We start from the raw sequence: 11,914 nt of genomic DNA on the forward strand, positions 1-11,914 counted from the left end.
TTTTACCTCTTCCTGATTATCCATCCCCGGGAGGAACGGTTCGATCCGACAGTGAGTGTCGGAAAGGTTACCCAAAGGTCTCTCCCCTTTAGTGGGCCAAGTTTGGGCGTATTCATAAACAAACGTCAAGGGCCGGATCAGCGAAAAGAATGGATCAGGTGGGTTGGGGTGCGGGAAATCGACCGGAAAACTGCGCAGCGAGGATCAAGATGAGAGATCGAAGAAGCGTTTGGCATGCAAAAACGCTGCCTTTTTGACTTCGGTGGCGGCGGACGCCTCGTCGTCATGGCCCCATTGTTCGATTTGCCAATTCTCATCAAGCTGCGAGATGTTCCAGATTTCGTCGGGGTTGCGCCAATTTTTTGCAGCAGCAAATCCCAGAATCAACGAACCCGACAGGCTGACAAGGTCATGGAACGCCGCAAGTTGAAACGCGTTGAGCGCATGGACCTGGCGCCGCAGCGTATTCAATGCCGGTTTGGATTGTGGTTCGTGAACGACGCCAACAACCGGTGTCAGACGCGCGTTCAGCTCATCCGAAGCCCAGTCCAGCGCAGGATCCCATGCCGCCGCCTGGCGCTCCTGCAACGTTTCGGGGTGGCTGGCGCGATAACACAACAGGTCCGAATCGCCGTAATCCGCCAACATGTCCGCAACCTCGCCGTGCTGCACCCGGACCTTGTCGATGGCCGCGTTGGCCGAGCGGGTGAAGGGCATCGTCGCCGGATCAACCTCTTTGTCTTGCGCGTCCCATTCGGCGGCTACGGCATCGGCCATATCCCATGTCGGCAATACCAGCGTCGCCTTGGCCGGTGTCTTGACGCGCCGACCGTCCAATTCGACGGTGTGGCCGCCTTCGGCCTCGACAACCGTACTTTCTTTCCAAAAACGTTTCGGCTTCCAATCGCTCATCGTCTTATTCCCGAAATCCGGCCAGAACGCCGGGCAATTGATCAAAGCGGTCGATCACACAGGCCGCCGCATGCAGTGCGGATCGCCGGTGATACCCCCAGCTTACGCCGACACCGGTTACCCCGGCGGCCCGCGCCATTTCCATGTCATAGCTGGTGTCGCCAACCATGATCGCATCCGCCGCGGCAACTCCGGTATCTGCCAGAGCCGTTTCAATCATGGACGGGTGCGGTTTGGACGGATGGTGATCCGCCACCTGACAGGTCACGAAATACTTCTGCAGATCATGCGCCTCAAGCAAAGCATCCAGGCCACGTTTGGATTTACCCGTCGCCACCCCCAACAGGGTTTCGGGCTGTGCATGCAATGCCTCAACCACCTGGCGCGCGCCGGGATAAAGCGGAGAACTGGCCGCGCCCTGCTCTAGCCTGTGTGCGTGATAGGCGTGCTTGTATCCTTCGACCAACTGATCACGAACGGTTGCCGATTGTTCGGGTGCCAAATGCGCCATGGCTTGCGGCAGGGACAGACCGACGATCGAGAGGGTCGCCTCTCGGGCCGGAACCGGCAGCGACGCGGCCTCGAAACTGGCGGTCATCGCCGCAACGATGCTGCCTTGGCTGTCAACCAGCGTGCCATCGACGTCGAACAGCACAAGCCGCAGCGGTGCGCTCATCTCAGTTCCTCAAATGGATCGTCCGAAGCCAAATCCTCGGTCCAACCCAAGGTATCCCAACTGTTTTTCATGTGATCCGGCAACGGGGCGGTCACCGTCACCGGCTTGCGGGTCATGGGGTGCTCAAAGGATAGGCTGCGCGCGTGCAAATGCAGCTTTTTGCTTATGATCCCGCCCAATTGCGCGCCCCAGCCGTCGCCGAGGTTTTCCTGCCCCGAGCCGCCATATTTACCGTCGCCTATGATCGGATGGCCAATCGCTGCCATATGCGCGCGCAATTGATGCGTGCGCCCGGTGACGGGCTCCATCGCTACCCAGGCGGCGCGCCCGGCAACCCGGTAGAGCGTCGCATAAAGCGTATGCGCCCGTTTTGCGCCGGGCGTGTCGTCAACCTCATTCAGGTGCAGGGCGATCATCTTTTCACCTTCACCCTGCTTGCCATGGCCGGGTGCCTTGACCAGACCGGTTTTGATTTCGCCCAGATAGGGTGTGGGCACACCTGCGACCAGCGCCCAATAGATTTTGCGTGTGTTGCGGTGCCGGAACGCAGCGGTCAGCCCCTTGGCGGCCTCGCGCGTGCGCGCCATCAGCAACACGCCCGAGGTATCCTTGTCCAACCGGTGTACCAAACGGGGATTTTCATCATAGCCAAAGCGCAGCGCCTCGGACAGGCCGTCGACATGCCGCGTCTGGCCGCTGCCGCCCTGAACCGGCAAGCCGTGCGGCTTGTTCAGCGCCAGCACCTGGTCATCGCGATAGATCACGCAGGACTGGATCATCTTGGTATCCGCATCCGACAGCCGTCGCCGGACCTCGGCAGGCTTGTGTTCGGCATCCGGCAAGGGCGGCACACGGACGGTTTGCCCGGCCTCTAACCGGGTCGAGGCCTTGACCCGGCCACCTTCGACCCGCAGCTCCCCTTTGCGGCACATCTTTTCGATCCGGCCCTGGCTGACATGGGGAAACAAACGGCGCAGCCAACGGTCAACGCGTTGGTCGCCGTCGCCTTCGGCCACTGTGATCATCTGCACACCGCTCATGCCATTACCCCTTGCGCCGCACGGTTGAACCGCCCGGTTATCGCCTGGTCCCGTTCTTTTGAAAACTCGCGCGTCTGTCGCCTGCCTTGCACAAAGAGTCAAGCCAGCCTTAGCTGTTCGACCGCTGGGCGCGGAGTTTTTCGAAGTATTCCAATCGTTTTTTCAACTCGCGTTCGAACCCGCGTTCCACGGGCTGATAGAGTTCTGGCCGCTTCATGTCTTCGGGAAAGTAGTTCTGCCCGGAAAACCCATCCTCGGCGTCATGATCATAGGCATAGCCCGCACCATATCCCTGATCCTTCATCAGCGATGTGGGCGCATTCAGGATATGTTTGGGCGGCGGCGCGCTGCCGGATTGTTTGGCAAGCCGCATGGCAGCTTTATAGCCCACATAAGCCCCATTCGATTTTGGTGCCAGCGCCAGATAGACAACCGCCTGCGCCAGCGCCAATTCACCTTCGGGCGAGCCGAGCCGTTCATAGGTTTCCCAACCCTGCAGGCAAATCGATTGGGCCTGCGGGTCGGCCAGCCCGACATCCTCAACGGCCATCCGCGTTAGCCGCCGCGCCAGAAAGTGGGGATCCTCGCCGCCGGTCAGCATTCGCGCGAACCAGTAAAGCGCGGCATCCGGGTCTGATCCGCGAACCGATTTGTGCAGAGCCGAGATCAGGTTGTAGTGCTCATCGCCGGATTTGTCGTATTTCGCCGCCCGACGCATCAGCCGTTTCGACAGGCCGTCCGGATCCAGCGGCGCATCGACCGTCCAGGCCCCGACCTGTTCGATCAGGTTCAACAACGCGCGGCCATCACCATCGGCCATCTCTTGCAACGCGTCCCGGGCCGCAGGCGTCAGTGGCAATGCCTGACCCAGTTCCTTTTCCGCCCGTTGCGTCAGTTTTTCCAGATCGGAAAGGCCAAGCCGTTCCAACACCAGAACCTGCGCCCGGCTGAGCACAGCGGCGTTCAGCTCGAATGACGGGTTTTCGGTGGTGGCACCGACCAACAGGATCGTTCCATCTTCCATATGAGGAAGAAACCCATCCTGCTGCGCCTTGTTGAAGCGATGGATCTCATCGACAAACAGCAGCGTCCCTTGCCCGTTCTGACGACGGATCCTGGCCGCTTCGAAAACCTTTTTCAGATCGGGCACACCGGTGAAGATCGCACTGATCTGGACAAAATGCAGATCGGTTTCCTGCGCCAGCAACCGCGCAATCGTGGTCTTGCCAACACCGGGCGGGCCCCAGAACACCAGGCTGGATAGCGATCCTGCGGCCAGCATGACACCCAAGGGTGCTTCCGGGCCCAAAACCTGTTCCTGACCAATCACCTCGGCCAGGGTCTGCGGGCGCAGCCTGTCTGCCAACGGGCGATGCGCATTGCTGGCAGGTTCGGTTGCACCGGTGTCGAACAGATCGCTCATGCGATTACAATCTGAACCGAAGGGACAGGGATTGCCCGCCGCGTACAATATCCATCTGGACCCGTCGCCCGGGATCGGTCAGGGCGTTGGCAACATCGCGGGGTCGTTCGACGCCTTCGCCGTTGATCGCGCTTACCACATCCCCGGGACGCAACCCGGCGCGACCGCCAAAGCGGCCGGGGTTAACGACAACCACGCCTTCCTGCGACAACAGCAACCCCAACCGGATGATCAGCGCCGGATTGACCCTGGCCACTGTAAGGCCGGGTAGAACCGTGCCATCCCCCAAGGTGGTTTCCTCGGCCGCCGGGATTTCCGGCGCGGGGATCAGGTTGACCACGACTTCTGAACGGACCTCTCCGCGCAGGTGGGTCAACACTGACGTTCCACCAACCCCGGAAACAGACATGCGGAACTTCATTTCAGCGGGTGAGTTCACCTCTTTCCCGTCCACGTGGGTGACCACATCACCCACCTTCAGACCGGCCTCGGCCAAAGGGCTGAGGCGATGCAGATCGGAAATCACCACGCCTTCGGGAAATGTCAGCCCCAGAGAATCCGCGATATCCGCGCTCATATGCTGACCCGCCATGCCCGCCCAGGGGCTGACGAATTGTGTATTCCCGGCACGGGCTTGTTCCAGATATTCAGCAACCAGATTTGCCGGGATCGCAAACCCGATACCGTTCGACCCGCCCGAACGTGTCAGGATCGAGGTGTTGATCCCGATCAGATCACCGTTCACATCAATCAGCGCCCCGCCCGAATTGCCCGGGTTGATGGGCGCATCCGTCTGAATGAAATACCCAAGCGCGTTGCCCGTGGCCGTTCCCGACCGCGCAAGGCCAGAAATAATGCCCGACGACACGGTCTGACCAACGCCGAACGGATTGCCGATGGCCAGCGCAAGCTCTCCGACCTCGACCTGATCAGAATCTCGCATCGGCAGATAGGGCAGGTCTTTGGCGTCCTCCAACCGCAAAATGGCGATGTCGCTTTCGCGATCCCCCAACACGACCTGCGCCGAATATTCCCGGCGGTCCGTGGTCACCACACGAATTTCTGTGGCGGTTCCGACGACGTGGTAGTTTGACACCACGTACCCGTCCTTGCTGAGGATCACGCCCGAGCCGAGCGAGTTTTGAACCCGCGGCTGCGGCGTGCCAAATCCGCCGCCGAAAAAGTCCTGAAAAAACGGGTCCGAAAATAAGGTATTGGACCGCCCCTGGCGCACGATCTTGGCGTAGATGTTCACAACCGCAGGAGCCGATTGCTTGACCACCGGAGCAAAGCCCAAACTGATTTCGGCCTGCGACTGCGGCACACGGGTCTCTGCCAGACCGCTGACAGGCCACAACAGCGCGGTGCAAAGTAAGAAGGCTCGGATCATATCCCCTCCGGTCACTACCCGCTGAACATATGCTGAGAACAAGGCCGCTTTGCAAGTCAGGCGCAACCTGCAGGCGGCAACAAAAAAACCCGCCCAAAACTGGGCGGGTTTTCAAGATGACCAAAGCGGTCGGATCTTATTCGTCGTCAGCAGCCTCTTCGGCAGCAACGCGGGCTTTGTCAGCTGCGCCCTTGGCGTCGACGTCACGATCCACGAATTCGATGATCGCCATCGGTGCCATGTCGCCATAGCGGAAGCCGGCTTTCAGGATGCGGACATAACCGCCCTGACGCTCCGCATAGCGGGGGCCCAGAACTTCGAACAGCTTTGAGACGTCTTTGTCTTCTTTCAGCTGCGATGCGGCCTGACGACGGGCGTGCAGGTCGCCGCGCTTACCCAGAGTGACCAGCTTTTCGATGATCGGGCGCAGTTCTTTTGCCTTGGGCAGAGTTGTCTTGATCTGCTCATGTTCGATGAGCGAGCCAGCCATGTTCGCAAACAGAGCCTTACGGTGCTCATGAGTACGGTTCAGGCGGCGGTAACCACGTGCGTGACGCATTGTTCAATTCCTATCTTGCGTTTTTGCTTTGTCTGGCCGGCGATGCGTGTCACCGGCTCTCCTTGGGGCGGAAGTGCCCATTTTGTCCCCGGCAATCCGGGCATTTGTTTTGCGTGTGGCGGGCTGAAGCCCGCCCTACGATTTGGTTCGAAGTAGGCCGGGCTTCAGCCCGGCATTGCCTTAAAAGGCGTCTTCGAATTTCTTCGCCAGATCTTCGATGTTGTCGGGCGGCCAGTCCTCGACATCCATGCCGAGGTGCAGACCCATGCCGGACAGCACTTCTTTGATCTCGTTCAGCGACTTGCGGCCGAAGTTCGGGGTGCGCAGCATCTCGGCTTCGGTCTTCTGGATCAGGTCGCCAATGTAAACGATATTGTCGTTCTTCAGGCAGTTTGCCGAACGGACCGACAGTTCCAGCTCGTCCACTTTCTTCAGCAGCAGCGGGTTGAACTCCAGACCATCGTCTTCGTCCTGGCGGCCAGCCGATTCCGGCTCGTCGAAGTTGACGAAGATCGACAGCTGATCCTGCAGAATACGCGCGGCATAGGCCAGTGCGTCCTCAGGCGTGATCGAGCCATCGGTTTCGATCTTGAGCGTCAGCTTGTCATAGTCCAGAACCTGACCTTCACGGGTCGGCTGAACGTCATAGGCAACCTTTTTGACCGGCGAATAGATTGCATCGATCGGGATCAGGCCGATGGGCGCGTCTTCGGGCTTGTTCTTCTCAGCCGAGACGTAACCCTTGCCGGTGTTGACCGTCAGTTCCATAAACAGGTCGGCGCCATCATCCAAGTGACAGATGACGTGATCGCGGTTCAGAACCTCGATACCGGCGCTTTCGCTGATGTCACCCGCGGTGACAACTGCGGGACCTTTGGCATTGATCGACAGGCGCTTGGGGCCTTCGACTTCCATGCGCAGCGACACGCCTTTGAGGTTCAGGATGATGTCGGTGACATCCTCACGCACACCCGCCACGGACGAGAACTCGTGCAGGACGTTGTCGATCTGAACGCTGGTGATGGCCGCGCCTTGCAGGCTGCTCATCAGGACGCGGCGCAGCGCGTTGCCCAGGGTCAGACCAAAACCACGTTCCAGCGGCTCGGCAACCAAGGTTGCCTGACGCGCGGGATCGTTGCCCGGCTTGCTGTCCAACTGGGTCGGCTTGATCAATTCTGCCCAATTCTTATGGATCATGTAATCCCTCCATTCCTGTCCGCGCCCCATGACCAACAAGGTGCAGACGCCCGAGGTTCAAAATGACGTGCTGGGGCCGTGCAAAAACACAGCCCCAGCCAAATTCAAAGTCGCTTAGACGCGGCGGCGCTTCGGCGGGCGGCAACCGTTATGCGCGATCGGCGTCACGTCGCGGATCGACGTGATGTTAAAGCCAACAGCAGCCAGCGCACGCAGGGCCGATTCACGACCCGAACCCGGGCCCTGAACTTCGACTTCCAGCGTCTTGACGCCATGTTCCTGAGCCTTCTTGCCCGCGTCTTCTGCAGCCATCTGAGCCGCATAAGGCGTCGATTTCCGCGATCCCTTGAAGCCCATGGTACCGGCAGACGACCACGAGATGGCGTTGCCCTGTACGTCCGAGATCAGGATCTTGGTGTTGTTGAAGGTCGAGTTCACATGGGCAACGCCCGATGCGATGTTCTTGCGCTCTTTGCGCTTAACGCGAGTCTTGTCACGTGCCATCGGTCAGACCCCCCTCTTATTTCTTCTTACCGGCAATGGCCTTTGCGGGGCCTTTGCGGGTACGAGCGTTGGTGTGGGTGCGCTGACCGCGAACCGGCAGGTTGCGGCGGTGACGCAGACCGCGATAGCAGCCCAGGTCCATCAGGCGCTTGACGTTCATCTGAACTTCACGACGCAGGTCACCTTCGACGGTGTAGTTGGCGTCAATATGTTCGCGGATGGCCAGAACTTCGGCGTCGGACAGCTCGTTGACGCGACGGTGCGCTTCGATGCCCACGGCTTCGCAGATCGCTTGTGCCGAGGTGTTTCCGATACCGGTGATATATGTGAGGGCGATTGGTACCCGCTTTGCAGTCGGGATGTTTACGCCGGCAATACGTGCCACGTGTCACTTTCCTTTTCGTTGCGGTTCCGTAGCTCCAGAACCTTTTTTCACAACGCTTGACCGTGGCAGTGTCGCCAGAGGGTCCAGCATTATTCGAGGTGGTCGGGGCGTTCGGGACGAATCCCTCACGCGATCTTGATTCCCTTTAGGGATGGGGGTCGATATGGGCTTTTGCTGGTGCCGTCAAGCCCTTATCAGTCAGGCCAGCAAACCTTCCTTCTGACATACTCGTCAAAGATGAAATGTTTGCTGGTTTGGTCGTTGCAGAAATCGATATGCGTGTTTATTCCGCCCAAGCTGACCGTGCTAATCGCGCCTAGTAGAGCACCCCCGATAAACCCGACAATTAAGCCGAACAAGAAAGTTGCGGAAGCTTTGTTGTAGGCGTTCCGAAACACAGGCCAGAAAAGCGCTTAATCCAGCACGCCTGCAATTGCGCCCTGAACCTCATCAATCTCGCCCAAACCGTCGACCCAGGACAGGTTGCCCTTGGCGTGGTAGTAACCGATCAGCATCGAGGTTTTCTTGTAATACTCCATCAGACGGGTCTTGAGGCTTTCCTCATTGTCGTCAGCACGGCGTTTGAAATCATTCTCTTTGCCGCAATTGGTGCATTTGCCATCTGCCGGAATCGGTTTGGTGATGTCGTTATAGACCTCACCGCAACCACCACAGGTCGACCGGGCAGTGATCCGTGCAACCAGGGCTTCATCGTCAACTTCCATTGCGATGACAGCATCCAGCGCCTCACCGGTGCTTTCGAGCAATTCACCCAGAGCATCGGCCTGCGCCAGCGTGCGGGGGAAGCCGTCAAAGATGAAGCCACCCTTGGCACCTTGTTCCAGCTTTTCACGGATCAGGCCGATGACGATCTCATCAGTGACCAACTCACCCTTTGCCATCACCTCGGCCACGCGGTTGCCCATTTCGGTGCCGCTGTCCTTGGCCTCGCGCAACATGTCACCGGTACTCAGTTGCACCATGCCGCGGGTCTCAACCAGGTGACGCGCTTGCGTTCCCTTGCCTGCCCCCGGGGGGCCGAGAAGAATGATGTTCATCGACGAGCAGCTCCCTTTCTGCCGCGTTTCTTGCTTTTGCCGCGCAGCTGAGACTTTTCGATAAGCCCTTCATATTGATGCGCCAGCAAATGGCTTTGGACCTGCTGGATCGTGTCCATGGTCACCGAAACGATAATCAGAACGGACGTGCCGCCGAAATAGAACGGAATGGCAAATTGACCGCGCAGGATTTCCGGCAACAGGCAGACCGCCGCCAGATAGGCCGAACCCAGAACCAGCACGCGGTTGACCACGTATTCCAGATACTCGGCGGTTTTCTTGCCCGGACGGATACCCGGAACAAAACCGTTCTGTTTTTTCAGGTTGTCTGCCACGTCGTCCGGCTTGAACGACACGTTGAACGTGTAGAAATAGGCGAAGAACACGATCATCGACGCAAAGAACAGCAGGTACAGCGGCTGTCCGGGGCCGAAGTTGGCCAGCAGCCAGGACATGACCGGCCCGTTCGTGGCACCCGACGAGAAGGTCGAGATCGTCACCGGCAGCAGCAGCAATGAGCTGGCAAAGATCGCCGGGATTACGCCCGCCGGGTTCACTTTGACCGGCAGGTGGCTGGAGCCGCCTTCATAGACTTTCATACCAGCCTGACGGCGCGGGTACTGGATGTGGATCTTGCGCAAGGCACGCTCCATGAACACCACAAAAGTGATCACAGCGATGACCATAACGATGACACCCACAATCACAGCAGGGCTGATCGCACCCGAACGGCCAGAAGCAAAGAACTGCGCCAGGGCCGCCGGAACCTCGGCGATGATGCCCACAAAGATGATAAGCGAGATACCGTTGCCGATGCCACGCGCGGTGATCTGCTCACCCAGCCACATCAGGAACATGGTACCGCCGACCAGCGTGATCATGGTCGACATGCGGAAGAACAAGCCCGGATCGGTCGCCAGATCGCCCGATTCCAACGAGACGGCTAGGCCATAAGCCTGCACGGTGGCCAAGGCCACGGTGCCGAAACGGGTGTATTGGTTGATCTTCTTGCGTCCCTGCTCGCCCTCTTTCTTGAGCTGTTCGAGCGCGGGAACCATGGATGTCAGCAGCTGCACGATGATCGAGGCCGAGATGTAGGGCATGATGCCAAGAGCAAAAATGCCCATGCGCCCCAGGGCCCCACCGGTGAACATCGAAACCATGCCGCCGATGCCCTGCCCCGCCTGCTCCATGAACTCGCGCAGGGCCTGCCCGTCAATGCCCGGAACCGGAATGAAGGTGCCCAGACGATAGACGATCAACAACGCAAGCGTGAACAGGATGCGGTTGCGCAGATCGGTGGCTTTGCCCAAAGCAGCCCAGCTTGTGTTGGCTGCCATTTGTTCTGCTGCTGATACCATAAATCGGTCTCTCTTATGCAAACACCGCCCGGAACCGTTTTCCGGCTCGGGCGGCGTCTTGGAAAACTCTGAGGTCTATGTAAGCGGGTCTGGGCCCGCTCACAAGCGCTTACTCTGCCGCAGCAGCTTTTGTGACCGTCAGTGAACCGCCCGCTTTCTCAACTGCTTCAACAGCAGATTTCGAAGCGCCAGTGACCTCCAGGTTCACTTTGGCAGTGATTTCACCTTTGGCCAGAACGCGCACGCCATCCAGTTTGCGGCGCACCAGACCGGACGCCACCAGCACGTCTTCGGTGATCGCAGCCTTGGCGTCCAGCTTGCCGGCGTCGACGAATTTCTGGATCAGGCCCAGGTTGATGGCGGCGAATGCCTTGCGGTTCGGCTTGTTGAAGCCACGCTTGGGCAGGCGCTGGTACAGCGGCATCTGGCCGCCTTCATAGCCATTGATGGCCACACCCGAACGGGATTTCTGGCCTTTGATACCACGGCCACCCATTTTACCTTTGCCAGAGCCCGGACCACGGCCAACACGGGTCCGTTTCGGGCTGGCGCCAGGATTGTCGCGCAATTCGTGCAGTTTCATATCGCTTCTCCTAAGCCGGATGTGACCCCCGAAGCGTGATGGGCCAACCACGGCGTTTCTTGGTTTTGATTCTCGTGGACACAACTCCACCGGAGCGCTCTACAGCGTTGCGGTTAGGGTTGCAAGGTTTCTTGTATCACAACCGCAAAAACCAAAAGAGGCGCCGGATTGGCGCCTCGGGGTTCGGTAGTCGGCGGTATCGACTTAGACGCAAAATGCGTGCTTGTGCGCGATGTCCGCGATATCACAGCGGCGCACGCCGATGTCGTCCAACTCGCGATTGCTCAGGCTTTGCAGTTCGCGATATGTGCGGCTGTATTCCGCAGCCCGTGTGCGGTTTTCACCAACGCGCCGGATCAGGTTCGCAATGCGACCGATCAGGTTGAAGCCACCATGTGTCAGAGTTGCTGTATGTGCCATGTTACTATTCCTTTCTGTACCGAGGCGCATTCCCCGGGCGTTTCCATGTGTTCCTTTGTGGACACAAGGCAGATAGGTGCAGGCGAAATCGTCCACAACAGAGGTTTTGGTCTAGCCGATATGCAGTGAGGGAATGGCGAAACAGAAATTTCGCGTGCGACGCTGGTCGCAATGAATGTCCACTGTGCGGACAAAGCTGACAACCACACATATCAGAGCAACCCGCAGAAAGCTCTTTGATTGCGAAAACCCCAAGTTCCACTAAGATGTACGGCGCTGAATTGCTGAGGAGCCGAAATGAAACGCTTGTTTCCGTCGATGCCCGAAGACGCAAACCTGAGCCACGTCTATCGTGCGTTCCCTGAAAAGCTTGCGCCTTTAGCTGAGTATCAAAACCGGGTCATGC

Annotated in this window: 13 protein-coding genes; all 13 read right to left on the minus strand. The window is 58.8% G+C overall.

Features of this window, described 5'->3' with window-relative positions; genetic code table 11:
- Positions 1 to 204: 204 nt before the first annotated feature.
- Positions 205 to 912 carry an ATP12 family chaperone protein gene (locus ACR0AG_RS19145; RefSeq protein WP_480841911.1) on the minus strand — a complete coding sequence of 236 codons (708 nt, stop codon included), beginning with the start codon at positions 910 to 912 and terminating at the stop codon, positions 205 to 207.
- Between the two features lie 4 nt (positions 913 to 916).
- Entirely contained in the window at positions 917 to 1,588 is a 672-nt protein-coding gene (locus ACR0AG_RS19150) for an HAD-IA family hydrolase (RefSeq protein WP_480841913.1), read from the minus strand.
- On the minus strand, positions 1,585 to 2,628 hold the full coding sequence (locus ACR0AG_RS19155) for an RluA family pseudouridine synthase (protein WP_480841915.1): 1,044 nt from the start codon (positions 2,626 to 2,628) through the stop codon (positions 1,585 to 1,587). The genes ACR0AG_RS19150 and ACR0AG_RS19155 overlap by 4 nt, the downstream gene beginning before the upstream one ends.
- 109 nt (positions 2,629 to 2,737) lie before the next feature.
- Entirely contained in the window at positions 2,738 to 4,051 is a 1,314-nt protein-coding gene (locus ACR0AG_RS19160; protein WP_480841917.1) for a replication-associated recombination protein A, read from the minus strand.
- Positions 4,052 to 4,055: 4 nt separating this feature from the next.
- Positions 4,056 to 5,441 (minus strand): trypsin-like peptidase domain-containing protein, encoded by a 1,386-nt coding sequence (locus ACR0AG_RS19165; protein WP_480841919.1) that lies wholly within the window; start codon positions 5,439 to 5,441, stop codon positions 4,056 to 4,058.
- Between the two features lie 136 nt (positions 5,442 to 5,577).
- The gene (gene rplQ / locus ACR0AG_RS19170) at positions 5,578 to 6,000 is read right to left on the minus strand and encodes a 50S ribosomal protein L17 (protein WP_480841921.1); all 423 of its coding nucleotides are present in this window, start codon (positions 5,998 to 6,000) and stop codon (positions 5,578 to 5,580) included.
- A 180-nt stretch (positions 6,001 to 6,180) separates the two neighbouring features.
- Positions 6,181 to 7,197: a DNA-directed RNA polymerase subunit alpha gene (locus ACR0AG_RS19175; protein WP_480841923.1), complete on the minus strand. Its 1,017-nt coding sequence runs from the start codon at positions 7,195 to 7,197 to the stop codon at positions 6,181 to 6,183.
- Between the two features lie 114 nt (positions 7,198 to 7,311).
- On the minus strand, positions 7,312 to 7,701 hold the full coding sequence (gene rpsK, locus ACR0AG_RS19180; protein WP_008757289.1) for a 30S ribosomal protein S11: 390 nt from the start codon (positions 7,699 to 7,701) through the stop codon (positions 7,312 to 7,314).
- 16 nt (positions 7,702 to 7,717) lie between these two features.
- Entirely contained in the window at positions 7,718 to 8,086 is a 369-nt protein-coding gene (gene rpsM, locus ACR0AG_RS19185; RefSeq protein ID WP_170613752.1) for a 30S ribosomal protein S13, read from the minus strand.
- Positions 8,087 to 8,499: 413 nt separating this feature from the next.
- Positions 8,500 to 9,144, minus strand: a complete 645-nt coding sequence (locus ACR0AG_RS19190) for an adenylate kinase (protein WP_480841925.1) — start codon at positions 9,142 to 9,144, stop codon at positions 8,500 to 8,502.
- Positions 9,141 to 10,505, minus strand: coding sequence for a preprotein translocase subunit SecY (secY, locus tag ACR0AG_RS19195; RefSeq protein ID WP_480841927.1), 1,365 nt, complete (start codon positions 10,503 to 10,505; stop codon positions 9,141 to 9,143). The genes ACR0AG_RS19190 and secY overlap by 4 nt, the downstream gene beginning before the upstream one ends.
- A 109-nt stretch (positions 10,506 to 10,614) precedes the next feature.
- Positions 10,615 to 11,088: a 50S ribosomal protein L15 gene (gene rplO, locus ACR0AG_RS19200; protein WP_480841929.1), complete on the minus strand. Its 474-nt coding sequence runs from the start codon at positions 11,086 to 11,088 to the stop codon at positions 10,615 to 10,617.
- 204 nt (positions 11,089 to 11,292) lie between these two features.
- Entirely contained in the window at positions 11,293 to 11,508 is a 216-nt protein-coding gene (locus ACR0AG_RS19205; RefSeq protein ID WP_480841930.1) for a DUF1127 domain-containing protein, read from the minus strand.
- Positions 11,509 to 11,914: the final 406 nt, after the last annotated feature.

The organism is Ruegeria sp. H6 (assembly GCF_056532975.1).